Here is a 23,592-nt window from a genome sequence, read left to right on the forward strand (position 1 = left end):
CGAGCACGACACCAACGCTGATGGCTATTGATCAGCCCGGATGCCGAATTAACTCAGACACACCTCAGGGTATGACGATTCCCACCTCAAAGCCCAGGTCCGCCAGCCACTTTCGGCCGGCCGCGGCGTCGGTGTAGACGATCGAAGGCCAGATGTTGTGATCGGGGCGGGGGCTCGGCTGTGTGCTCATGCCCCGAGTCTCCCGCCCGAAGGGTTGTGATGTCTTGGACGAATGGGCAGTCAAGAGGTGAGACTGGGCGCTAGTCCAGGAAGGGGCAACATCGTGAAGGCGGACCTCAAGCGGGAGATCACGACATACGTCGCGCCGCGGGGGCGCTTCGAGATCGTCACGGTGGCGCCGGCGCAGTTCCTCATGATCGACGGCCACGGCGATCCCAACACCGCGCCGGAGTATGCGGACGCGCTCGCCACTCTGTATCCGGTCGCCTACGGCCTGAAGTTCCTGTCCAAGAATGAAATTGGCCGTGATTACACCGTCATGCCGCTCGAAGCCCTGTGGTGGGCTGACGACCTCGAGACCTTCACAAGTGGCCGCGACAAGTCGCAGTGGGACTGGACCGTCATGAACCTCATCCCGGACTGGCTCACCGCCGCGCACCTCGACGTTGTCCGAGACCGCGTTGCTCGCAAGAGCAGCGCACCCGTGCTCGACCGGCTTCGCCTGGAGCCCTTTGCCGAGGGCTTGTGCGTCCAGACGCTGCACCTCGGGCCGTATGACGCGGAGGGCCCCGTCCTTGAGCGACTGCACCACGACGTCGTGCCGGATCACGGATTGCGGCTGCGGGGAAAGCATCACGAGATCTATCTCAGCGATGCCCGCCGCACCGCGCCCGAGAAGCTGCGGACCATCCTGCGTCAGCCGGTCGAGCCCGCGTGAACCCGCATCGGGCACTAGGCCGACAAGACTGGCACGATCTCGTGCCGCTCGATCCGGCCGGCCATCAGGTCCAGCACCCCATACGTCCCGACCGGCTGCCGGCGCTTGTCGGTCGGCGAGCCGGGATTGAAGAGCCGCTGCCCATCCTCGATCGTGTCCCACGGAATGTGGGAGTGACCGAAGACGACGAGGTCCGCGGTCGGGAAGAGACGGCGCATCCGCGCGGGGCGTCCGGTCTTGGGCCCGGAGTCGTGGACCATCGCCACCCGCACTCCGTCAAGGTCGAGTTCCAGCGTTACGGGCGCGCCCCAGGCGGCGACATCGGGGCCGTCATTGTTGCCAAGCACGACGTGCACGGGAGCGTATGCCGCCAACTCCTCCAGCACACTCGGCGTGCACACATCCCCGGCATGCAGGATCACCTCGGCGTAGGCGAGCGGCTCGCCAAGGCCCGGCGGAACGCCTTTCCAATGCCGGGGGGCGTGCGTGTCGGACAGCACGATGACGCGCACGATCAACCCACCCGCGCCAGAGCATCATCGCGGAGCCAGTGCGTCGGAGCGGCTCCGGCGAACTGCCGCCAGTCGCGGACCAGGTGACTCTGGTCGGCATACCCACACCGAAACGCGATCTCTGCCAACGGGGTTCGACCCATGAGTCGGCGCGAGCGCTCGAAGCGCATGACCCGCGCAGCCAGCTAGGGCCGCGCCCCGAACTCCTGCGCGAAGCGCGCGGTGAACTGCCGCCGGCTCCAGCCCACCTGCTCGGCCACCTCCGCGATCGACACCCCACCACGCCGCGAGACGAGCAGGTCCCACGCCGCAGCCAAGGACGCATCGACCCGAGCCACTCGCACCGGCTGGGTATGCAGTCCGGTCACGACCGCGTCAAAGCGCACCGTATCCTCGCCAAGGCCGTTGCCGGACAAGGTGACTGGGTCATCCAAGGCGACGATCATCGTGAGGTGACGCGACGGCATACCGACGTGCACGCCGGCGGCGAAGCCGGTGGGCCGATAGCCGGTCAGGCTCGCGACATACGGCCGCAGCGGGGCAGGCACCGGCCCCTCGACATACTCCTCGACCGGCGCCTCCATCCCCACAGATTAGGGGCGAGTCAACTCCAGATGCCGTGCCGGCGGTTCCAGTTCTGGGCGCCGGTATAGGCATCGACCATGCCCCAAATCCAGACGACCAACATCATCGGGATGCCGATGAGGATCAGGATCAGCGGCCAGCTGACGAGGTAGATGACGAGCATCGCCACGCCCTTGCCCACCTCGCCATTGATCATCGTCCCAAGCCCGGGGATGAAGAAGGACGCCAGCAGCGAGAGCCCGGGATTCTTCGGGGCGACCTGGCCCACGGCATAGGACGGCTGGCCGGGTTGTCCGTAAGGCTGCGGCGACCCATAGACCGACGGAGCGGCATACGGCTGGGGCGGCGCGGAGTAGGGCTGCGGAGCGGCATACGGCTGCTGGGGGTATGCGGACCCACCCGCCACCTGGTCCTGCGGCCAGGCACTCGGCGCCGCCGGCGCACTCGGCGCGGCCCACTGCGCACCGTCCCAATAGCGTTGCGTCCCATCGGGTAGGGAGTACCACCCGGCCGGCGCGCTCACTTCTTGGCCTTGTCTGCGCTGGAGGAATCCGAGGTCAGGGCGGCGATGAAGGCTTCCTGGGGCACCTCGACCGTGCCGATATTCTTCATCCGCTTCTTGCCCTCCTTCTGTTTCTCCAGCAGCTTGCGCTTGCGGCTGATGTCACCGCCATAACACTTGGCGAGCACGTCCTTGCGGATCGCGCGGATGTTCTCGCGGGCGATGATGCGCGCGCCGATAGCCGCCTGAATGGGGACCTCGAACTGCTGCCGCGGGATGAGCTCTTTGAGCTTGCCGGCCATCATCACGCCATACGAATAGGCCTTGTCCTTGTGCACGATCGCGCTGAAAGCATCCACGGTCTGGCCCTGCAAGAGGATGTCGACCTTGACCAGGTCGGCGACCTGTTCGCCATCGGGTTCGTAGTCAAGCGAGGCATACCCGCGGGTGCGCGACTTCAACTGGTCGAAGAAGTCGAAGACGATCTCGGCGAGCGGCAGGGTGTAGCGCATTTCGACGCGCTCCTCCGAGAGGTAGTCCATGCCGCGCAGCGTGCCGCGCTTGCTCTGGCACAGCTCCATGATCGCGCCGATGAACTCGCTCGGGGCCAAGATCGTCGCCCGCACCACCGGCTCGCGCACCTCGGCGATCTTTCCGCCGGGGAACTCGCTCGGGTTGGTGACGGTGATGACCTTGCCGTCCTCCATCGTCACCGAATAGACGACATTCGGCTGGGTCGAGATCAGGTCGAGCCCGAACTCGCGCTCCAGCCGCTCGCGCACGATCTCCAGGTGCAGCAGCCCGAGGAAGCCGCACCGGAAGCCGAAGCCGAGCGCCGCAGAGGTCTCCGGCTCGAAGACCAGGGCTGCGTCATTGAGCTTGAGCTTGTCGAGCGCCTCGCGCAGATCCGGGTAGTCGGAGCCGTCGATGGGATAAAGGCCGGAGAAGACCATCGGCTTCGGGTCGCGATAGCCCCCGAGCGCTGCGGCTGCCGGCTTGGAGGCATTCGTGACGGTGTCGCCGACGCGCGACTGACGCACATCCTTCACGCCGGTGATGAGATAGCCCACCTCGCCGACGCCAAGTCCCTTGCCCGGCACCGGTTCCGGCGAGATCACGCCGATTTCGAGCAACTCGTGCTGGGCCTTTGTGGACATCATCGCGATGCGCTCGCGCGGATTGAGATTGCCGTCAATGACGCGGACATAGGTCACGACGCCGCGATAGGTGTCATAGACCGAGTCAAAGATCATGGCCCGCGCGGGAGCGGCGGGGTCGCCGACCGGAGCTGGGAACTGCCGGATAATCTGCTCGAGCAGTTCCTCCACGCCGGCGCCGGTCTTGCCCGAGACCTTCAGACAGTCCTCGGGCTCGCAGCCGATGAGACCCGCGAGCTCGGCGGCATACTTCTCGGGCTGCGCAGCGGGCAGGTCGATCTTGTTCAGGACCGGGATGATCGTCAGCTCGTTCTCCATCGCGAGATAGAGATTGGCCAGCGTCTGCGCCTCGATCCCCTGCGCGGCATCGACGAGCAGAACCGCGCCCTCGCAGGCGGCGAGGCTGCGAGAGACCTCATAGGTGAAGTCGACGTGCCCCGGCGTGTCGATCATGTTCAGGGCGTATGTCGTCCCGTCCAGCTCCCAGGGCATGCGCACCGCCTGGGATTTGATGGTGATGCCGCGCTCGCGCTCGATGTCCATTCGGTCGAGATATTGCGCCCGCATCGCTCGCTCGTCGACGACGCCGGTCAACTGCAGCATGCGGTCGGCGAGCGTGGACTTGCCGTGGTCGATGTGCGCGATGATGCAGAAGTTGCGGATCAACTCCGGCGGCGTGGCGTGCGGCTGCAGCGCGGCGCGGGCGCGGGGTGACACGTGGATTCGATCCTTCGAGCCGGGACGGGTGGGACTGACCCCCAAGTCTCCCATGCCGCACCGACAGCCCGGTCCGGCCGCGGATCTGCCGGGTCATGGGAGAGAACATGGACATAGGCAACGGTAATGATCCGTTGCGTATGTCTAGGTTCCGGCAATGGGCGGGAATGTGCGCCCGCCACGGGCTGTCGGCGGCATACGGAATGATCGGGAAGCGCGAGCCGTTCTGGGGATCAGTCAGGAGGATGTATGTCGATCCACCCCCCGCCCATGCCGCCGCCCGGCATGGTGCCTGCCATGCCGATGCACGACGAGCGGCGTCGCCGGGAGATCCGCGGCGCCCTGCGGCACCCCTTGGAGAATCTCACGCTGATCGCCGCGATCGTGGCCTCGGTGCTGGTGATGGGCTTCTCGCTCTATTACGTCATCGATGCCTTCCGCCATGACGAGACGCCGGGGACCTATCCGCTGCTCTTCACGCTCGCACCCGTGCTGCTCTGGCTGGCCCGCGGTCACCTGATGGCCAAGATGCGGCTCGGCGCGGTCAAGGTCACGCCGACGCAATATCCCGAGGCCTTCGCCATGGTGCAGGAGGCGGCCACGGCCTTCGGGATGCGCAGGGCGCCGGATGCCTATGTCGTGCTCGGCAATGGCATGATCAACGCCGCCGCGTCCGGGCACGGCTTCCGCCGGTTCATCTTCATTTACAGCGACCTGTTCGAGGTCGGCGGCCGGTTGAAGAATCCCGATGCGCTGCGCTTCATCGTGGGGCACGAGGTCGGGCATATCGCCGCAGGTCATGCTTCCTATTGGCGCTGGTTGGGAACGTTCGGCGCGCAGATCGTGCCCTTCGTGCGGCCGGTCTTCTCGCGCAGCCAGGAGTACACCGCCGACAACTTCGGTTATGCCTTCTGCCCGCAAGGTTCGGCGCCGGCGATGCAGACGCTGGCGATCGGCAAGTACCTCAATCCGACCGTAGACATCAACGCCATCGCGGATCGCGCCGAGACGGAAAAGGGCTTCTTCGTCTGGGTCGTCAACGCGCTCGCCTCCCACCCGGTGCTCGCGTGGCGTGCCCACGCGCTGCGGGACCGGTCCGCGCCCGGCCGGTTGCTCTGGCGACCTCGGGAGCCCAAGCAGTTGGGTATGCCGCCCGTCTACCCCGCTCTGCCCGGTCCCGGGCCGATGCCCCCCGGCTCGTGAGTTGCGGGTCTCGTGATGAGTTCCGTGCGGCGCTCGGATGGTGATGGCGCGATGGTGATGGATCAGGTGTTGGCCCGCCTCGCCCGGATGCTGCGGATTCGGCCGCGCCCGCGCAGGACTCCGCCCACGGCACCGCCAATTCGGCACCAGCCGGATCGGCCGGGTGCCGGTGGGGGTGAAGGGCGGAGCGGGGAGCGTGCCAGCGATGCAGCGGGCACCTACCCGGGCGACTTTACGGGTCCCCTGCCACCGCTGAGCTACTCCCCGCGGCACGATGAGCTGCCGGATCCCGGAGAGGTCGTGTGGGCAGCCGTGCCCTTCCAAGAGGATCACACCCGGTCCAAGGACCGACCGGTTCTCGTGATCGGCCACGACGGGCCGTGGCTGCTCGCCCTGCCCTTGACCAGCAAGGATCACGACCGGGACGCCGCTCAGGAGGCCGGCGAGGGTCGTTTCTGGATCGATATTGGCGCCGGCGACTGGGATCACCGCCAGCGCCCGTCCGAGGCCGCGCTGCACCGGATCATCCGGCTCTCGCCGGCGAGCGCTCGCCGGATCGGGGGCCAAATCAGCGCGGCCCGTTTTGCCGAGGTGGTCGCGGCTCTTCAGCGCCACCACCGGTATTCGGCTAGCTAGCGAGCAAGCCCGCGTCTCGACCGCGTCTCGGCGTCAGCGAGCGTAGGCGCGGACCGGACCCACGACATACACCTGCACCTCGTCCGCCAGCGGCGGGCGGCCAGCCACGCGGGCGCGGACCACAGAGCCGTCGGGCAACTCGATCCCGAGGAGGCAGTCGTGCCCGAAGTACTCGCGGGCACGGATGATCCCGGCCGTGCCTCCCACCCCCGGAAGGCCCGGGACGCCAAGGCGCAGTTGTTCCGGTCGCAGCCCGAGGACGACCGGACCCTCATCGACACCGGAAGCGACCGCGACCTCCACGTCCCCCAACGCGCATCGAGCGCGCCCAGCGACGAGATCCGCGGGCAACTCCACAAGCTCCCCGAGGAAACGCGCCGCACTGAGGTCGGTGGGCGCTTCATACACCCGAACCGGACTGTCGTGCAGGGCGATTCGCCCGCCCTGCAGGACGGCGACGGAGTCCGCCATCGAGAGAGCTTCGTCCTGATCATGCGTCACCAGCAGCGCCGTCGCACCCGCCGTAGCCAGCGCGCTGCGGACCTCTGCGCGCAGACTTCCGCGCAGGGCGGCGTCGAGCGCGGCGAAGGGTTCGTCGAGCAGCACCATCTCCGGGGCGGGAGCGAGCGCCCGGGCGAGGGCCACCCGATGCTGCTGTCCGCCGGAGAGTTCGTGGGGGCGCGCCCGCTCATAGCCGGACAGACCGACGAGGTCGAGCAATTCGGAGACCCGGGCCGAGCGGCGCTCGCGGCGCGGCAGCCCGAAGGCGACATTCGCGGCGACATCGAGATGCGGGAAGAGCGCACCCTCCTGCGGCACCAGCCCCACGCCCCGCGCTTCGGGCGCACGAACCTGCCCCGGCCCCACCAGCACGCGCGCACCGAGCCGGATCGTCCCGCGCCGCGGCGTCACGAAACCGGCGATCGCCCGAAGGAGCGTTGTCTTGCCGCACCCGCTCGGCCCGAGGATCGCGGCGAGGGTCCCCGATTCCACCTCGAGGTCGACGCCATCGAGGACCGTCCGCTCCCCCAGGTCGACCTGCAGGTCGTGAATCTCCAGTCGATTCACGACCGAGCCTCCTGCTCAGCACCATCGCCCCACGCGCCGGTCAGGCGCATGAGGGCGATCGTGGGGAGCACGGCGAGCACGACGAGCAGGATTGCGTAGGGCGCGGCGGCGGCATACGCCCCAACTCCCGTGTGGCTCCACAATCGGGTAGCCAGCGTGTCCGAACCTGTCGGTCGCAGGAGCAGGGTGGCGGGGAGTTCCTTCATCGCCGTGAGCAGCACGAGAGCGGCGCCGGCTCCGATGCCGGGTGCCGCGAGCGGAAGTGTCACGCGCCGCAAGACCGCGCCGGGTCGTGCCCCGAGCGAGCGTGCCACCTCCTCGATCCGCGGCGAACTCAGCGCGACCGAGGCGCGCACGGAGGCGACGGCGGCGGGGAGGAAGAGCACGACATACGCCAGCACCAACAGCGGCGTCCGCTGATAGATGCCTGGCAGCACGCGGATGCCGAGGAAGACGATGGCGAGACCGACCACGAGCCCGGGGAGGGCGTGCGCTGCCCAGATCGCCTGTTCCACGCCGGTCGCGAGGCGTCCTCGATGCCGGGCCGCCAGGACGCCGACCGGGATGGCCGCCAGGGTGGCGGCGACGGCGCCGAGGCCCGCGAACCAGGTGGTCGCGCCGAGCGCGGGCAGCAAACGATCCCATTCGAGGCCTCCGGAGAGACCCGTCACGAACCAAACGAGGAGCGAGGCTCCCGGCACGACCAAGGCGAGGGTGAGCACGGAGTATGTCGCGAGAACCGCAGCAATCCGATTGCGCCCCAACGGAAGTCGAGCCGGCGGGCGAGCACTTCCAGCAGCGACGCTGGCCACCTCGCGACGCCGCGCCAACCGCTCGCCCGCCGCGAAGCAGACGGTGATGAGGACCAGCAAGAGCCCCAGCACGGCCGCCGGGGTGCGATCGAAGCTGGCGCTATAGGAGGTGTGGATGACGCGGGTGAAGACGTCATAGCGCAGGATCGAGACAGCGCCGAAATCGCTGAGCGCGTAGAGCGCGACGAGCAATCCACCCGCCGAAGCCGCTGGTATGACGCGCGGCAGGGTCACCGCGCGCAGCGCCGACCAGGGTCCGCGTCCGAGGGTCCGCGCAACTTCCTCAGCGCCGCCATCACTCTGGCGCAGCACCGCGAGCACGGGCAGGTAGACGAAGGGGTAACAGCACAAGGTCAGCACCAGCACCGCGCCGCGGAAGCCGGACACCCCCGGCAGCCAGGAGATCCAGGCGAAGGCGGCGACATAACTCGGGACGGCGAGGGGCAGCGGCGCCAGCGCCGCGAGCAGGCGACGCCCGGGCAGGTCGGTGCGCGCGACCAGCACCGCCAGTCCGACACCGGTGACGACAGACGCGGCGGTGACCGTCATGGCGAACGCCAGGCTGCGCCCGATGAGCGCGAAAGTCCTCTCGCGCAGCAGGATGGCCATGATCTGGCCCCCACCCGCTTCGCTCGCACGAATCACGAGATAGACCAGGGGGATCAGGGAAAGCACGGCTATGCCCACCGCCGGCAGGGTCAACTGCCAGGGTGGGCCAGCCGTATGCCGTGACCCCCGGACGCGGGTGCCCTCGGCCGTCGTGGTGCTCAGGTCAAGCCCACCTCATCGAGCATGCCCAGGGTCGCCTCAAGGCTGTCGAGTTGGCCGAGGTCGATGCCGGCGCTGGTCAAGGAGGCGAGGTCCGGCAGGTCATGCTTGTCGGTCGTGACGCCCGCGACGACGGGATACTCCGCTGTCTCGTCCGCGAAGTACTGCTGCGACGGCTTTGAGGTCAGATAGGCCACGACCTTGGCTGCGGCGTCCTGCGTGTCGCTGGACTTCAGCACACCCACGCCGGCGACATTGATCAGCGCGCCCGGGTCATCGGCATTGAGGAACCGGATCTTGGCGTTGACCGCATCCGCGCCTTTCTCGGCGACCAGTTCGTGCCAGTAGTAATGGTTGATCAGCCCGAGGGATACCTCGCCGGAGTCGACCGCCGCGAGCACCGCGCCATTCTTTTCATACGCCTGGGGCGAGTTGGCCTTGAACTTCGTCAGCCAGTCCTTGGCACCGGCCTCGCCCTTGGTGACACGCAGTGCCGTGACGAAGGAGTGGAAGCTCGCGTTGGTCGGGGCGAAGCCGATCTTGCCCTTGTACTTCGGGTCGAGGATCGCGTCGATGCTGGTGAACGTCTCTGCCTCCGGCGCGCTCGCTGGGTCATAGGCGACGACGCGGGCGCGGGCGGAGGTGGCCACCCAGGAGCCGTTCGCGTCCGCATACCCCTTCAGGACCGCGCCGGTGGTGGACGAATCGAGGGTGCTTAGGCGGCCGGCCTTGGCGAGCGCGCCGAGCGCCCCGGCGTCCTGGCTGAAGAAGACATCCGCCGGGCTTCGGTCGCCCTCTTCGAGCAGCTGCGCGGCCAGGGCGCTCGAATCGCCATAGCGCACATCGATTTTGGTGCCAGTGGCCGACTCAACCTGGCTCAGCAGCGGCCCGACGAGGGCCTCATTGCGCCCTGAGTAGATCGTCACCATTTGCTGGGCAGCGGCCGTCGAGCCGTTGGAGGTGGTGGTGGAGCCGGTCGAGCCGGTGCTCGATTCTGTCGTGGAGTTCCCGCAGGCGGAGAGCAGCAGGGAACCGGCGAGGACAGCGGTGGCAGTGGACGTCTTGCGCATCATGGGAGGAACCTTCCGAGCGGGGGAACGACTCGACAACCGTAGTTAGGTAAGGCTCACCTAATCAAATCGCCGGTCCACGCCGTGACGGAGAGCACTTTCTCGTGTCTCGGTTTAGGGCAGCCGACGGCCGGCGAGGAGTGCCACGGCATAGGTCGAGGGCACCCGATCACCGTCCACAAAGGCGATCAGCCGTTGCCGCGCTTCCTCCACGAGATCCAGGTGGTGACGAGGCAGCTTCTCCCGCAGCATGATTCGCACCTCGCCCTCCGGGTCCTGCGACCAGCCACCGACAATCCGGCCGTCGACCCAGACCGTCGGGACGGCATTGCCGACGCTGTCGAAGAGGTAGGCCGTGTGGTCTGTGTTGAGGTAGAAGGCCCGGCCGCGCCAACCCATTGTCGTTGGGTCCAAGGTCGGCAAGAGTGCCGCCCAGGGGCCCGGGCTCTCGACCACGGCGAGGTCGTCTGGCAGCAGCCAGGCAGGACCACACTGCGCCACGGTCACCACAACCGCTCCGACATCGGCGAGTGCGGCGCGCACGGCGGTCTTGGTCGCGCCGAACCACCAGACGATGTCTTCCTCAGTGCCTGGCCCGAAGGTGCGCAGCCACCGAGCCACCAGCAGGGCGTATGCCGCCCGCGCGTCCGGCAGCTCTGGCTCGGCACCGAGCCAGTGCCGCATCGTGGTCCAGGTCGGTTTCGAGGTGCGCCAATGCGTGGCATTCGCGCCGCGCGTCACCCGGCCCTGGGCCGCCAGAACGCCGAGGACGCGGGGTGCGATGGCGACATTTTGGCCCCACTTCGTGCCGATGGACACGGGGACGGTTCCGGCGATCCGCGGCAGCGCAGCCCGCACGTCCGCCGTCGTGAGAACCCGCGCGTCCAGCAGCTCGAGGACCTCGGATTCCGCTGCAGCGAGCCACTTTTCGCCGTCCTCGACCAGGCCGGCGGCGACCAGGTCCTTGGCCAGTCGCCGGTGTTCCGGGCCCGCGACCCGCTGTCCCGGGCCGGCGATCACCGCGGGCAGCAGGGCACGATCAACGGCGAAGAGGGTGCGCCGCATACTCAGTTGCTTGACCAGCGAGCGGTCCAGGTTCAGCGCGGCATCGACGTCCTCGACGCTCAGGCCGCGGGTGCGCGCCTGAATCCCCAGGTGCACGGATGGCAGCTCGGTGGCGTGCCAGGCCGTCATACCCGCCGTCGCGGACGCGATGCTGGAGAAGGCGCAGCCGGGGCCGAGTCCGTGCCGGACAGCCAGGCGGGCTCGGCGTTCCGCGTCCGAGATCTCCCGGACTGGCGCGGGCATCAGCGCACCCGGGCGACCAACTGGTCAAAGTAGGCATCAAGGTCGTGGTCGACCTCCGGCGTGTGCTCACGACGCCACCGAATGATCTCGCGGGCACCCTGAGCCAAGGTCGTTCGGGCGTGCCAACCCGGCGCGAACGAGCGAGCCTTCGTGTTGTCGAAGAGCATCGAGTTCGCCATATCGCCGAGCAGCGGGCCGGTCAGGTCGGGGCGGGCCGCGCAGAGTGTGTCCGAGGCGACATGCACCAGGTCGGCTCCGACTCCGGCGACGTCCGCGAGCGTTGTCACGATCGCATTCAACGGCAGAGCATCGTCGCGAGTGAGGTGCACCGCTTCCCCGTATGCCGCGGGGTTGCCCAGCAGTGGCACGAACCCCCGCGCGACGTCGCGGGCTTGGGTGACGGTCCACAACGACGTCCCGTCGCCCGGGACGACCACCGGGGCACCGCGCAGGAGCCGTTCGACCGTGGTCCAGCCACCAAAGAGCGGCGGGGACGTCTCGTCATACGTGTGGGAGGGCCGCACGATCGTCATCGGCAGCCCCTCGTCGCGATAGCGGCGTACCAGCAGGTCCTCGCAGGCGATCTTGTTGCGCGAGTACTCCCACATCGGGTTGCGCAGCGGCGTTGATTCCGTCACGGGTAGGCGGGCCGGCGGCGTCTGATACGCCGAGGCCGACGAGATGAAGACGTAGTGCCCGACGCGGCCGCGGACCTGCTCCAGCGACTGCGCGACGTTGTCCGGATGGAAGGCGAGGAAGTCCGCCACGACGTCGAAGCGCCGCTCCCCCAGCGCGTGCGCGACGGCCCCAGAGTCCCGGACGTCGGCCTGGAGCAGCTCGATGCCCTCCGGCACCATCCGGCTCCGAGTCTGGCCGCGATTGAGCACGCTGACCCGGTGCCCGGCGGCAGCAGCCTCGCGGACACAGGCCGCGCTGATCACCCCGCTGCCGCCATAGAACAGAATCGATAGGGCCGCGCCGGGATCAACCATGAGGGTGGACGCTACCGGGCGCCTCGGCCGACAACGACGAGGCCCCCGTCACCTTGTGGGTGACAGGGGCCTCGCGCCGGAATCGGGACGCCTCAGAGAGAGGCAGCCTTCTTCGCCATGGCCGACTTCTTGTTGGCGGCCTGGTTGGCGTGGATCACGCCCTTGCTCACGGCCTTGTCGAGCTTCTTCGAGGCCGTCTGCAGGGCGGACTTCGCCGCCTCCGCGTCGCCGGACGCAACGGCCTCGCGGAACTTGCGGACCCAGGTCCGCAGCTCGGACTTGACGGCCTTGTTGCGCTCGGTGCGGATCTCGTTGGTCTTGATCCGCTTGATCTGGGACTTGATATTTGCCACAGGTGATCTTTCTGAAGGTTGGTCGGTATGCCGTTGAGGGCGGCAGGGCTGCTCGGGACCGGCGTGGGGATGCCTTGCGTGAGCTGCCCTGGGTGGTGCTGCGGTGCGCGCACGACCATGCGCGCACGCGAAGGACAAATCTACCAGCGCGGACCCGACCGCACGAAATCGCGGACCCAGGCGTGACGGCAGCGACTACGCCTCGGCCGAGCGGGTAAGCGTGTCGGCAAGGCGAGCGAGCGCCTGATCGTAGTCGACTCGCCCGAATCGGAAGGGGCCGAAGCTGCTCAGATCCCAATCTCGGTGGCCATTTCGCAATGCCGACCAGGTCACCATGGAGTCGCTGACCTCGATGTTCGCGGTTAGCGGCCAACACCCCCAATCCCCGCATTCACAGCCGAGCAGAACGGTGTCGCCGTCACCGAACCAGGATGCCTGGGGTGTCCCGAGAAAGTGAGCAAGCTGGCGGCGGATCACCGCTGCCCGCAACCAGGCATACGAGCCGGCCAGCCCAGGCTCGCGGGTCCGTCGGGCTTCCGGCAGCTCTGCGGCACCGGCCAGGTCGATCAGGCTGCGGCCATTGATGAAGATCTCGACCTCGTCATCGGCGGATCGATACACGAAATGAATCCGATCCATCCTCCCGCCACTCATCGCCCGTGCTCCGCGGCGATGGTCAAGATGGCGCGCTCCACGGCATACACCGGGTCGCGGCCCCCACCCTTGACCTCGAAGTCGGCGGCGGCCACGGCTTGTATGCAGCGGCCCAGGGCATCGCCGCTCCACCCGGACAGCGCCCGGCGGGCCCGATCGATTTGCCAAGGGGCCATGCCCAGGTCTCGGGCGAGGTCTGCGGAGCGACCGCGGCCGGCCGCCCCGACCTTGACGAGCTGGCGCAATTGGCTGGCCAGGACCGCGACGATCGGGACCGGGTCGAGGCCGGTGGCGATGGCGTGCCGCAGCAGCCGCAGTGCCTCTGCGGCGTCGCCAGCGATCGCAGCATCGGCGACGCGGAAGCCGGTCGCCTCGACCTTGCCCCCGTGGTAGGTCATGACGACCTGCTCATCGATTAGGCCGGTCGTGTCGGAGATCAGCTGCTGACAGGCGCTCGCCAGTTCGGCGATATCGCTGCCGAGCGCCTCAATGAGGGCCCGCACCGCGTCCGGCGTGGCCTTGCGGCCCGCGCGGCGGAACTCATTGGTCGTGAAGTCCTGTTTGTCGCGGTCTGTCTTGATTGCGGGCGTGTCGATGACGCGCGCTTTGGCAGACTTGAGGGCATCGACGATCTTCTTGCCGCGAGCACCCCCCTTGTGAACGACGACCAGCACGAGATCCTCACTGGCGTCGGGTAGGACCGCCAGCAGGTCCGTCTGGAAGGCCTCGGAGCCCTCATCGGCGTCGCGGATGACCAGCGCTTTAGCCTCTCCGAACAGGCTCGGGCTCGCCTCCATGGGGAGGGTGCCCGCGTCATACGCAACCCCCGACAGCCGGGAGATCTCGATCTCCGGCTGCGCCAGCCGCAGATCGGCCGCCACCTGCGAGAGGGCCCGCTCGATGAGGATCGACTCGGGCCCGTGGATGAGCACGAGCGGCGGCACCCGCTGGGCCACGGCAACCGTCTCACTCACGGGTTCAGCCTGCCATGGAGCACCGACAGGCCCACTTCATGCATGGAATGCCCCGTCACTCGAAGGACAGTTGGGGCTCGGCGGACGGCTCCAGCCCGAGGCCCTCGAGGCGCGCGGCCACGACCTCCTCGGCGAGTTCGAGAGACTCGGCAAGTTCTTCAAGGGTCAGGCCCATCTCGACGCCATCGCGCAATTCCTCGTCGTCCTGCTCGGTCCACGGATGGCCCAAGGTGACAGCGGTGCGGGCGTTCTCGTGCGGTGGCGGTGGCGGGGCGGCGGGCTTCGCGGGCTCGGCATGCGCCGCGCCGTCCGAGTCCACCCGTTCGGCGGCCTCGCCCGCATCTCCCGCCTGACCGGCGGCCCCGTGCAGGCCGCGCTTGCGCGGTTCCGGCACGTCCCGCGGCGGCGGAGCGCTCTGGTTCAGCCGCTCCAGTGCGGAAATCACCAGGCGTTGGTCGGTGGTGGGCCAGAAAGGGGGCAGCGAGCGCTGCAGGAAGCCGGCATATCGCGCCGTCATCATCCGGGAATCGAGGAAGGCGACGACGCCGCGGTCGGTCGAGGAACGCACGAGCCGGCCGGCGCCCTGCGCCAGCCGCAGAGCGGCGTGGGTCGCCGAGACCGCCATAAAGCCATTGCCGCCCATCTTGCCGATAGCTTCAGTGCGTGCCGACGACAGTGGATCGTCGGGTCGCGGGAAGGGGATGCGATCGATGAGGACGAGCTGACACGAGGACCCCGGCACATCGACGCCCTGCCAGAGGCTCATCGTCCCGAACAGACAGGTCTTCGGCTCACGCGCGAACTGCCGCACGAGCGTGGAGATCTGATCCTCGCCCTGGCAGAGAATGTCGATCTCGCTCTCTCCCAGTCGATCTCGCATCGCCTCGGTCGCCTCTTTGGCGGCCCGCATCGAGGAGAACAGCCCGAGGGCTCGCCCGCCGGCCGCCCGAACCAGGGCCTCGATCTCATCGAGCATCTGCTCGCTCAGGCCGCCGCGACCCGGCGGCGGGAGGTGCGCTGCGACGTACGCGATCGCCTGCTCGCCATAGTTGAAGGGGCTGCCGACGTCGAGGCCGCGGTATGCCGGGGAGCCCGCCCCGCGCAACCCCATGGTCCCAGCGAGCGCATCGAAGGTGCCGCCGAGTTCGAGGGTGGCGGAGGTGAGGACGACGGTGCGGTCGCTGAAGATCTTGTCGCGCACGAGCATCGCGACACTCATCGGCGCGACGTGGAGGATCGGTCCGCGGCGCTGGTCGATGCGGTTCCACAGAACGTCGAGTTCGCGCTCCTCAATCATCCGTGCGGAATTGTCGAAGACCTCCTCGACGGCAGCGATCGCCACTTGACCGGCACCGTCGAGTTGTTCGCCCGGCTGCGGCTTGAGGTCCGATTGCACCGCGCGGGCGGCGTCGCGGACCGTCTGCAGCGCCAGAACCAATTGATCCGAGATGGCGTCGATCCGGCCGTCGGGTTGGGATTCGAGGGCGCGCTCGAGGACGAGGGCGGCATCCTCGAGGAGGTCAGAAGAGTCGGCCTTGCGGGCCCGGCGGGCCGCCGTCCGAACCAGACCTGGTGTCAGTTCGTCCGTGATCGTCGAGGTGATCCGGTCGACAAGTTCGTGTGCCTCGTCGATGACGAGCAGCTCGTGCTCGGGCAGCATGAACCGGCCCTCGAAGGCGTCAATGGCCAGGAAGGAGTGGTTGGTGACGACGACATCGACGTCCTTGGCCGCGGCGCGGGAGCGCTCAACGAAACACTCGGCGGCCATCGGGCAGCGCGACCCCAGACATTCCTCGGCGCTGACACTGACCTGACGCCAGGCGCGCTCGGAGACACCGGGCACGAGTTCGTCTCGGTCGCCCGATTCGGTCTCCTGCGCCCACGCCCGCAGGCGCACGACCTCCTGGCCGAGTCGCCCGACATTCGCATCCGCCTCCGCGACCTCGAAGAGGCCGTCCTCCTCGTCCGGGAAGCCGCCCTCGAGCTTGTGCAGGCAGACGTAGTTTCGCCGCCCTTTGACCAGGGCGTAGGTCGGGCGTCGGCCCAAGTGCGGCGCCAAGGCGGTCGCCAGGCGCGGAAGGTCGCGGTCAACGATCTGGCCCTGCAAGGCGAGCGTGGCCGTGGCGACAATCGCTGGCTGGCCGGTCCGTTGGGCGTGCAGGATCGCGGGCACGAGGTATCCGAGGGACTTGCCGGTGCCGGTCCCGGCCTGGACCAGGAGGTGCTCGTCCTTGTCTATGGCATCGAGCACGGCCTGCGCCATCGCGCTCTGCCCGGGGCGCTCCGTGCCGCCGAGGTCGGCGACCGCGGCGTGCAGGAGTTCGGGCAGGGACGGCATACGAGCAGCCTAAGCGGCGCGTCGGCGTGCGCTGGAGTTATCCACAGCCTCGGGCGTCAGGGCAGGGTGGCGAGGATGTCGAGCGTTTGGAGCCGCGCGTCGAGGCCGGGCGCGGGATTGGTGATCATCAGTTCGTCGGCGCCGCACGTGGCCCGGAAGTCGGCCAGATATTGCGCCACATCCTCGCGATCCCCGATGGCCGTGTAGGTCATCATGTGGCGCGCCTGGTCCCCCACCGGGGAGTCGATGAGCTGGTCCAGTGTCGCGTCATCCAGACGGCCCGCATATGCCGGAACGCGGCCGGCCAAGCTGCGCACCCGGCCGCGGAGCACCCGGGATGCGAGGTCTTGCGCGGTCGCGCTCTCGGCAGCGGCGATGACATTGACGGCGGCGATCGCATAGGGCTGGGCGAGTTGCTCGGAGGGCTGAAAGCTCTCACGATAAGTCGTCATCGCCGCCACCAACGCGTCGGGGGCGAAGTGGCTCGCGAAGGCATAGGGCAGCCCGAAGGCGGCGGCGAGCTGGGCGCCATACAACGAGGACCCAAGAATGTAGAGGGGCACCTTGGTGCCCGCTCCGGGGTGCGCGGAGACGGTGGGGATCAGCGACTCACCCGCGAGATAACCCTGCAATTCCCTGATGTCCGAAGGGAATTCGTCGGAAGCACGCGGGTCGCGGCGCAGGGCGCGAAGCGTCACCTGGTCGGTGCCTGGCGCGCGCCCGAGGCCAAGATCGATGCGGCCCGGGTGCAGTTCCGCGAGCGTGCCGAACTGTTCGGCCACGATCAGCGGTGCGTGATTCGGCAGCATGACCCCGCCCGCGCCGACCCGGATGGAGTTCGTCCGGGCGGCGACATGCGCGATGAGGACCGCCGTCGCGGCCGAGGCGATGGCGGGCATGTTGTGGTGCTCGGCATACCAAATCCGCGTGAAGCGGCCGGTGGCCTCCGCGTGCTGGGCCAGCACGACGCTGTCGGCGAGCGCCTCCGCCACCGGCTGCCCGTGGCGCACCATTGCCAGGTCGAGGATGGACAGCGGGCTGCGGTTCTCACTCACTCCCCCACCGTATGCCGCGGGCCGCGCCCTCAGCGCGCGTCGAGTTCGGCGATCCGCTTGGTCGGCGCGGTCAGGCGGTATGACGCGTCCATCAGTTCGCGGACCTCCGCCCAGTCCGGTTCGCCCTGGGTCAGGTCGAGCGCAAGCCAGCCGTAGGGGCCGGCATACGCAGGGATGTGGATGCGCGCATCGGCCTGCAGCAGCGCCCGCTCGCTCTCGTCGGGGCGGAAGACGAGGGCCCGGCGCAGCGCCCAACTGTCGTGGTCCCCCTTGACCGGGGCGCCGTACTGGCAGAAGACCTTGACGGTGTAGAAGGTCGGCGTCCCGTGCGAGATCTTCTCGGCGGCCCCAGGAAAGGTGAGGGCGAGGTCGCGCACCCGGTTCAGCAGCGGATCGTCGTCGTGGAAGCGCGGTGGGTGGGCCATCGTTTGATGCTGGCACACGGTCCTACGCCCCGGCGATGTGAGGAGCGTCGCGAGTTCGTGCATGAGGGCATCGGCACATCTGGGTGATTGAATCGGCCCATGCCGAAGGTTGATGTCAACGGGATTGCGCTGCACTACGAAGAGCAGGGCGCGGGGGCGCCGGTGCTGCTCATCATGGGTCTGGCGACCCAACTGATCGCCTGGCCGCCGGCTTTCGTTGACGGGCTTGCCGCGCGCGGCTACCGCGTGATCCGCTTCGACAACCGCGACATCGGGCTCTCCAGCAAGACCGGGGGGCCGGCGCCACAGGCGAAGGATGTGCTGCGGGGCGTGGCCTCAAAGCGGCTGGCCAAGTCCGACTATTTGCTCTCCGATATGGCCGATGATGCGGCGGGTCTCATCGATGCGCTCAACCTCGGCCCGACCCATGTGGTCGGGGTGTCGATGGGCGGAATGATCGCGCAGGAGTTGGCGATTCGGCACCCGGACAAGGTCGCTTCCTTGACCTCGATCATGTCGAATACCGGCAGCAAGCTGCACGGCAAGCCAGCCGCATCCTTCCTTGGAGAGTTCCGCAAAAGCTTCCTCGCCGCCCGCCCGACGACGCGGGAGGAGGCGGTGGAGTTCGGGATGAATGCGTGGCGCCAGATCTCTGGACCGCACCTGGACGAAACCGAACTGCGCGGCATGATCGAGGCCGCCATCGAGCGCGACCCCGACCCCATCGGCCGGGTCCGTCAGATCAGCGCCATCCTGGCCAGCCCGGACCGCACGGCTCAGCTGCGTCAGCTGGATGTGCCCACGCTTGTTGTGCACGGCCTGATTGATCGGCTCGTGACGCCGAGCGGTGGCATCGCGACGGCCAAGGCCATCCCCGGTTCGCGCCTGCTGATGTTTCCGGACATGGCCCACGACCTGCCGCGCCCGCGCATCCCCGAAATCCTCGACGCCGTCGTGGCGAACGCCGAGCGCGGCGCCGCGGCTCAGGGCCACAGCGGCGTTCGCCACCCGGCCTAGGGCTGGCTGGGCGTCAGCCCGCCGCCTCCGACGCGTCGTGGCAGACGGCCTCGATGTTGTTGCCATCGGGGTCGCGCACGAAGGCGCCGAAGTAACCGGGGTGGTATTCCGGCCACAGCCGCGGGGAGTGCAGACTCTCGGCGCCGAGTTCGATGGCCTTGTCGTAGAAGGCTTTCACCGTCTCGGGGTCGGCAGCCGTGAATGCCACGTGCATCTCCCGATTCGGTTCTGCACCAGGCCATTTGCTGATCCAGAAGGCTGGCTTGCCTTCCGAGCCATAACCGATGGCGACGCCGAAATCCATCAGCCTGGAGTGCCCGAGCACGCCCAGGACGCCGTCATAGAAGCGCGTGCTCTCCTCGAAGTCCGAGCAGTTGATGCCGAAGTGATCGATCATGGCTCGCATCCTGCCAGCAGGCTCCGACATAGGCTGGTCGGGATGGGCCGAGGAGGCTGAAGGTGCGCGCGTTGGTGAAGTCCGGTCCCGGCCCGGGGCTGGAGATGGCCGAGGTTCCGGAGCCGGTATGCGGACCGGGCGATGTCCTCATTCGGGTGCGGCGGGCCGGCCTGTGCGGGACCGATCTGCATATTCATGACTGGGACGAGTGGGCGGCGACCACGATCCGCCCGCCGATGATCGTCGGGCACGAATTCTTCGGCGAGGTGATCGAGGTCGGTGAGGATGTGCCGGCCGGGAGCATCGCCGTCGGAGATGCCGTCTCCGGTGAGGGCCATATCGTCTGTGGGCACTGCCGCAACTGCCGGGCCGGCCGAAAGCACCTGTGCATCAACACGATTGGCGTCGGAGTGAACCGCGACGGGGCGTTCGCGGAGTATGTCGCAATCCCCGCGGGCAATGCCTACGTCCAGCCGTCCGACCTGGACCCAGACCTCGGCGCGATCTTCGACCCCTTCGGCAATGCGACGCACACGGCCCTGCAGTGGCCGATGGTCGGCGACGATGTGCTGATCACCGGCGCCGGCCCGATCGGGGTGATGGCGGTCGCCATCGCCCGCCACGCCGGGGCGCGCCATGTCGTCGTCAGCGACCCGTCCGCATACCGCCGGGCGCTGGCGCAGGCCGCCGGTGCCGATCTCGTCATCGACCCGACCCGTGACCGGCTGCGCGACGCGCAACGCCGGCTGGGGATGCGGGAAGGCTTCGATATCGCGCTGGAGATGTCCGGCGCCGCCGCAGCGGTCGAGGAGCTCATCGACAATATGAACCATGGTGGCCGGGTGGCGCTGCTCGGGTTGCCGAAAGGGCCCTTCCCCATCGCGTGGGGCAGCGTCATCACACACATGCTGACGATCAAGGGCATCTACGGCCGGGAGATGTTCGAGACGTGGTACGCCATGAGCGCGATGCTGCAGACCTCGCCCGCGCTCGCGAACGCCATCGCGTCGGTCATCACCCACCGGGTGCCGGCCGCGGATTGGGAACAGGCCTTCGCGATCGCCCGCTCGGGTGAGTGCGGCAAGGTCGTCATGAACTGGGAGGACTGATCAGATGTATGGCGAACTGCGCACCGAACTGCGAGGCACCCTTGACGAAATCCGCGAGGCGGGTTTGTTCAAGGACGAGCGGCAGCTGACCAGCCCGCAGGCGGCGCACATCGAAACCCAACGCGGGGCGGCCCTGAACTTCTGCGCCAACAACTACCTCGGCCTCGCCGACCACCCCGATGTCCTTGCCGCGGCCCGAAATGCCCTGGAGGAGTGGGGTTTCGGTATGGCGAGTGTCCGGTTCATCTGCGGGACGCAGTCCCAGCACAAGGATTTGGAGTCAGAGCTCTCGGCCTTCCTGGGCACGGACGACACGATCCTGTATTCCTCGTGTTTTGACGCCAATGGCGGCGTCTTCGAGGTGCTTTTCGGCGAGGGTGACGCGATCATTTCCGACGCCCTGAATCACGCTTCGCTCATCGACGGCATCCGGCTGTCCAAGGCGGCTCGCTATCGCTATGCCAATGCCGACATGGCCGACCTGCGAAGGCAGCTGACCACTGCCCGCGACGCCGGGGCGAGGCGGATTGTCATCGTGACCGACGGGGTCTTCTCGATGGACGGCTCGCTGGCTCCCCTACCCGAAATCTGTGATTTGGCAGAGGAATTCGGCGCTTTGGTCATGGTGGACGATTCCCATGCGGTGGGATTCGTCGGGCCGACCGGCGCGGGGACGCCCGAGCACTTCGGGGTCCAGGAGCGCGTTGACATCCTCAGCGGCACCCTGGGCAAGGCGCTCGGCGGGGCGTCCGGCGGCTTCATCAGCGCCCACCAGGAGATCGTCGATCTGCTGCGGCAGCGTTCCCGGCCGTACCTGTTCTCCAACGCCGTTGCCCCGTCAGTCGTGGCCGGCTCGCGGGCCGCCTTGGCGCTGGCCCGGGAGTCATCCGAGGGTCGGGATCGCCTGCAAGAGAATGCCGCACTCTTCCGGTCCCTGATGACGGAGGCGGGCTTCGAACTGCTTCCCGGAGAGCACCCGATCGTCCCGGTGATGTTCCGGGGCGCGGACGGAGCCCGCCTCGCCACGCGGATCGCGGATGCCATGCTGAGCGACGGTGTCTATGTCATCGCGTTCTCGTATCCCGTTGTGCCGCAAGGCGCTGCGCGCATCCGGGTCCAACTGTCGGCGGCGCATTCGAGCGCGGATGTCCGAACCTGCGTCGCTGCCTTCGTCGCGGCGCGGGATCGCCTAACGTGACCGCGTGACTCGATGGACTGCCGCCGACATCCCTGACCAGACCGGTCGCACCTACGTCATCACGGGTGCCAACTCCGGCATTGGGCTGGAGGCCGCAAAAGCATTGTGCGCCAGCGGTGCTCATGTGATCTTTGCGTGCCGGAATGTCGAGAAGGCCGACGCGGCTAGGGCGGCGATCGATGGCCGTCACGAGTCGATGGCGCTCGACTTGTCGGACTTGGATTCGGTGCGCTCGTTCGTGGGGGCACTCGGCGCGCGCCCGGTGGATGTGCTGATCAACAATGCGGGCATCATGGCCGTCCCGCATGGGCTCTCGGCGCAGGGCTACGAGTTGCAATTCGCCACCAACGTGCTCGGCCACTTCCTGCTCACCGGCTTGCTCCTGCCCCAGATCACCGACCGCGTGGTCACCCTGTCCTCGCTCATGCACCGCGCCGGCCGCCTCGCCCTGGACGACATCAACGCCGAGCGGCGCACCTATCGCTCGTGGCCCACATACGCCCAGAGCAAGCTCGCCGACCTCAGCTTCGCCTTCGAATTGCAACGGCGCCTGACCGCCGCCGGCTCGCCCGTGCGCTCGATGGCCGCGCACCCGGGCTATGCCGCCACGAACCTGCAAAACCACGCCCGACCAATGGAGCGGATGGTCATGGGGATCGCGAACCGCTTCCCCATGGTCGCTCAACCGGCGCACCTCGGTGCCCTGCCCACGCTGTATGCCGCCACCCTCCCCGACCTGCCCGGCGGCAGCTATGTCGGACCGAACGGGCCGGGTGAGATGCGCGGCTACCCGCGGCTTGTCGGCTCCTCCGCCGCCGCCCGCGACACCTCCGCCGGCGCGCAGCTGTGGGCCCTGTGCGAGGCACTCACCGGCTCTTCCTTTCCCGTCGCCGCGTGACGGCCGAGCGCTCACCTCGCAGCGGAGCGCTCATCTTGCTGCCGAGCGCAGCTATACCTACGCTCCACCACGATTTCCGCGCTCCACGGCGAACGGAGCGCTGCGGCGCCGCGACGACCGGCGACCGCTCTGGTTAGCTACCCTCATGGTGGCTGCGCAGGAGGCTCGGGCGGAGCGGCTGCTGCGCGAAGTCATCGCTGCCACCCTGCTGGCCCGCGCGGAGGAACTCGGCGGGGCGATCCACCTGGAGGAACTGGGCGACTTTCCCCTCCCCGATGGCACCCGGTGGCGCCTGATCGATCCTGGCGGCGGCGGCATCTGGAACCCCAGTGCGCTCACGGCGACACTCGCGATCACAACCTCTCCCGACGGTCCATATAACGATCGCGAGGAGGAAGGCGGACTCCTCCATTACGCCTACCAGGGCAAGGCGGGGTCGAGCGACGGTAAGAACACCAAGATGGTCCGGGCCTTCGAGTTCGGCCTGCCCCTCATTCGCTATACGAAGGTAATGCCCAACTGGTATGTCCCGACCTTCCCCGTGTATGTCGTGGGGAACAACCCCATCGTTCGCGAGTTCACGCTGGCGCTCGATGAGTCCATTCGCGCTATCCCGAGCGAGAGCACGATGTCGGCGGTCGAGAAGGCCTATGCAACCCGTCTCGTCCGGCAGCGCGTGCACCAGCCGGCTTTCCGGGCACGGGTCATGTTGGCCTACGAACGGCGTTGCGCCATATGCGTTTTGAAGCATGTAGAGCTGCTGGACGCAGCGCACATCATCGAGGATGCCAATGACTGGGGCGATCCCGTCGTCACGAACGGGCTCAGTCTGTGCAAGATTCACCACGCCGCATATGACCGCCAACTCCTCGGCATTAGCCTCGATCCACCGATCGACTTGGCGCGGTGTGGTGATCCGGCGCGTCGGAACATGAGAATGCCCCTG

26 protein-coding genes are annotated in these 23,592 nt (G+C 68.0%); 8 read left to right on the top strand and 18 right to left on the bottom strand.

The features are described 5' to 3' along the window. Nucleotides 1-64: 64 nt before the first annotated feature. The gene (locus tag ABD225_RS09340; protein ID WP_344084005.1) at nucleotides 65-190 is read right to left on the bottom strand and encodes a hypothetical protein; all 126 of its coding nucleotides are present in this window, start codon (nucleotides 188-190) and stop codon (nucleotides 65-67) included. A gap of 93 nt (nucleotides 191-283) precedes the next feature. Between ABD225_RS09340 and ABD225_RS09345 the strand changes: the two genes are divergently transcribed. Continuing rightward, the gene (locus ABD225_RS09345) at nucleotides 284-898 is read left to right on the top strand and encodes a GyrI-like domain-containing protein (protein WP_344084008.1); all 615 of its coding nucleotides are present in this window, start codon (nucleotides 284-286) and stop codon (nucleotides 896-898) included. 14 nt (nucleotides 899-912) lie between these two features. Here the strand turns inward: ABD225_RS09345 and ABD225_RS09350 are convergent, their stop codons facing one another. Genes ABD225_RS09350 through lepA form a run of 5 tightly spaced genes read right to left on the bottom strand, consistent with a single transcriptional unit; the run spans nucleotide 913 to nucleotide 4,371 of the window. Next, on the bottom strand, nucleotides 913-1,410 hold the full coding sequence (locus tag ABD225_RS09350; RefSeq protein WP_344084011.1) for a metallophosphoesterase family protein: 498 nt from the start codon (nucleotides 1,408-1,410) through the stop codon (nucleotides 913-915). A gap of 2 nt (nucleotides 1,411-1,412) precedes the next feature. Further along, nucleotides 1,413-1,580 (bottom strand): helix-turn-helix domain-containing protein, encoded by a 168-nt coding sequence (locus tag ABD225_RS09355; RefSeq protein ID WP_344084014.1) that lies wholly within the window; start codon nucleotides 1,578-1,580, stop codon nucleotides 1,413-1,415. A gap of 15 nt (nucleotides 1,581-1,595) precedes the next feature. Then, nucleotides 1,596-1,994 carry a helix-turn-helix domain-containing protein gene (locus tag ABD225_RS09360; protein ID WP_344084017.1) on the bottom strand — a complete coding sequence of 133 codons (399 nt, stop codon included), beginning with the start codon at nucleotides 1,992-1,994 and terminating at the stop codon, nucleotides 1,596-1,598. Between the two features lie 20 nt (nucleotides 1,995-2,014). After that, nucleotides 2,015-2,518: a hypothetical protein gene (locus ABD225_RS09365; protein WP_344084020.1), complete on the bottom strand. Its 504-nt coding sequence runs from the start codon at nucleotides 2,516-2,518 to the stop codon at nucleotides 2,015-2,017. Continuing rightward, nucleotides 2,515-4,371: a translation elongation factor 4 gene (lepA, locus tag ABD225_RS09370; protein WP_344084023.1), complete on the bottom strand. Its 1,857-nt coding sequence runs from the start codon at nucleotides 4,369-4,371 to the stop codon at nucleotides 2,515-2,517. The genes ABD225_RS09365 and lepA overlap by 4 nt, the downstream gene beginning before the upstream one ends. A 249-nt stretch (nucleotides 4,372-4,620) precedes the next feature. On the opposite strand from lepA, the gene ABD225_RS09375 reads away from it, so the two are divergent. Then, nucleotides 4,621-5,574, top strand: coding sequence for a M48 family metallopeptidase (locus ABD225_RS09375; protein WP_344084026.1), 954 nt, complete (start codon nucleotides 4,621-4,623; stop codon nucleotides 5,572-5,574). A 15-nt stretch (nucleotides 5,575-5,589) separates the two neighbouring features. Continuing rightward, the gene (locus ABD225_RS09380; protein WP_344084029.1) at nucleotides 5,590-6,210 is read left to right on the top strand and encodes a type II toxin-antitoxin system PemK/MazF family toxin; all 621 of its coding nucleotides are present in this window, start codon (nucleotides 5,590-5,592) and stop codon (nucleotides 6,208-6,210) included. A 33-nt stretch (nucleotides 6,211-6,243) separates the two neighbouring features. On the opposite strand, the gene ABD225_RS09385 is transcribed toward ABD225_RS09380, so the two are convergent. From ABD225_RS09385 to ABD225_RS09435, 11 genes are all read right to left on the bottom strand, one after another. Next, nucleotides 6,244-7,278 (bottom strand): ABC transporter ATP-binding protein, encoded by a 1,035-nt coding sequence (locus ABD225_RS09385; protein WP_344084032.1) that lies wholly within the window; start codon nucleotides 7,276-7,278, stop codon nucleotides 6,244-6,246. Beyond that, nucleotides 7,275-8,777 (bottom strand): ABC transporter permease, encoded by a 1,503-nt coding sequence (locus ABD225_RS09390; RefSeq protein WP_344084035.1) that lies wholly within the window; start codon nucleotides 8,775-8,777, stop codon nucleotides 7,275-7,277. Before ABD225_RS09390 ends, ABD225_RS09385 begins: the two co-directional genes overlap by 4 nt. Before the next feature lie 80 nt (nucleotides 8,778-8,857). Continuing rightward, nucleotides 8,858-9,931, bottom strand: a complete 1,074-nt coding sequence (locus ABD225_RS09395) for an extracellular solute-binding protein (protein WP_344084038.1) — start codon at nucleotides 9,929-9,931, stop codon at nucleotides 8,858-8,860. A 111-nt stretch (nucleotides 9,932-10,042) separates the two neighbouring features. Beyond that, entirely contained in the window at nucleotides 10,043-11,236 is a 1,194-nt protein-coding gene (locus ABD225_RS09400; RefSeq protein WP_344084041.1) for a winged helix DNA-binding domain-containing protein, read from the bottom strand. Next, complete coding sequence (locus tag ABD225_RS09405; RefSeq protein WP_344084044.1) at nucleotides 11,236-12,228, bottom strand: NAD-dependent epimerase/dehydratase family protein; 993 nt, start codon at nucleotides 12,226-12,228, stop codon at nucleotides 11,236-11,238. The genes ABD225_RS09400 and ABD225_RS09405 overlap by 1 nt, the downstream gene beginning before the upstream one ends. 92 nt (nucleotides 12,229-12,320) lie before the next feature. Continuing rightward, nucleotides 12,321-12,581 carry a 30S ribosomal protein S20 gene (gene rpsT, locus ABD225_RS09410; protein ID WP_344084047.1) on the bottom strand — a complete coding sequence of 87 codons (261 nt, stop codon included), beginning with the start codon at nucleotides 12,579-12,581 and terminating at the stop codon, nucleotides 12,321-12,323. Nucleotides 12,582-12,776: 195 nt separating this feature from the next. Continuing rightward, the gene (locus tag ABD225_RS09415; protein WP_344084050.1) at nucleotides 12,777-13,202 is read right to left on the bottom strand and encodes a hypothetical protein; all 426 of its coding nucleotides are present in this window, start codon (nucleotides 13,200-13,202) and stop codon (nucleotides 12,777-12,779) included. A gap of 29 nt (nucleotides 13,203-13,231) precedes the next feature. Next, nucleotides 13,232-14,209, bottom strand: coding sequence for a DNA polymerase III subunit delta (holA, locus tag ABD225_RS09420; RefSeq protein ID WP_344084054.1), 978 nt, complete (start codon nucleotides 14,207-14,209; stop codon nucleotides 13,232-13,234). Between the two features lie 55 nt (nucleotides 14,210-14,264). Then, nucleotides 14,265-16,547 (bottom strand): ATP-dependent DNA helicase, encoded by a 2,283-nt coding sequence (locus ABD225_RS09425; RefSeq protein WP_344084057.1) that lies wholly within the window; start codon nucleotides 16,545-16,547, stop codon nucleotides 14,265-14,267. A 56-nt stretch (nucleotides 16,548-16,603) separates the two neighbouring features. Further along, nucleotides 16,604-17,602 (bottom strand): LLM class flavin-dependent oxidoreductase, encoded by a 999-nt coding sequence (locus ABD225_RS09430; RefSeq protein WP_344084060.1) that lies wholly within the window; start codon nucleotides 17,600-17,602, stop codon nucleotides 16,604-16,606. Between the two features lie 29 nt (nucleotides 17,603-17,631). Further along, nucleotides 17,632-18,027 (bottom strand): MmcQ/YjbR family DNA-binding protein, encoded by a 396-nt coding sequence (locus ABD225_RS09435; protein ID WP_344084063.1) that lies wholly within the window; start codon nucleotides 18,025-18,027, stop codon nucleotides 17,632-17,634. Nucleotides 18,028-18,126: 99 nt separating this feature from the next. On the opposite strand from ABD225_RS09435, the gene ABD225_RS09440 reads away from it, so the two are divergent. After that, entirely contained in the window at nucleotides 18,127-19,044 is a 918-nt protein-coding gene (locus ABD225_RS09440) for an alpha/beta fold hydrolase (protein ID WP_344084066.1), read from the top strand. Nucleotides 19,045-19,057: 13 nt separating this feature from the next. Here ABD225_RS09440 and ABD225_RS09445 read toward each other — a convergent pair whose 3' ends face one another. Then, nucleotides 19,058-19,441, bottom strand: a complete 384-nt coding sequence (locus ABD225_RS09445; protein ID WP_344084069.1) for a VOC family protein — start codon at nucleotides 19,439-19,441, stop codon at nucleotides 19,058-19,060. A 62-nt stretch (nucleotides 19,442-19,503) separates the two neighbouring features. On the opposite strand from ABD225_RS09445, the gene tdh reads away from it, so the two are divergent. From tdh to ABD225_RS09465, 4 genes are all read left to right on the top strand, one after another. Then, on the top strand, nucleotides 19,504-20,550 hold the full coding sequence (tdh, locus tag ABD225_RS09450; protein ID WP_344084072.1) for an L-threonine 3-dehydrogenase: 1,047 nt from the start codon (nucleotides 19,504-19,506) through the stop codon (nucleotides 20,548-20,550). A 4-nt stretch (nucleotides 20,551-20,554) separates the two neighbouring features. Beyond that, nucleotides 20,555-21,748: a glycine C-acetyltransferase gene (locus tag ABD225_RS09455; protein WP_344084076.1), complete on the top strand. Its 1,194-nt coding sequence runs from the start codon at nucleotides 20,555-20,557 to the stop codon at nucleotides 21,746-21,748. Nucleotides 21,749-21,752: 4 nt separating this feature from the next. Next, the gene (locus tag ABD225_RS09460; RefSeq protein ID WP_344084079.1) at nucleotides 21,753-22,646 is read left to right on the top strand and encodes an oxidoreductase; all 894 of its coding nucleotides are present in this window, start codon (nucleotides 21,753-21,755) and stop codon (nucleotides 22,644-22,646) included. 145 nt (nucleotides 22,647-22,791) lie between these two features. After that, nucleotides 22,792-23,592, top strand: an 801-nt coding sequence (locus ABD225_RS09465; protein WP_344084082.1) for an HNH endonuclease, incomplete at its 3' end; no start/stop codon positions are given.

This window comes from Nostocoides veronense (genome assembly GCF_039531185.1).
Classification (GTDB): Bacteria; Actinomycetota; Actinomycetes; order Actinomycetales; family Dermatophilaceae; genus Nostocoides_A; species Nostocoides_A veronense.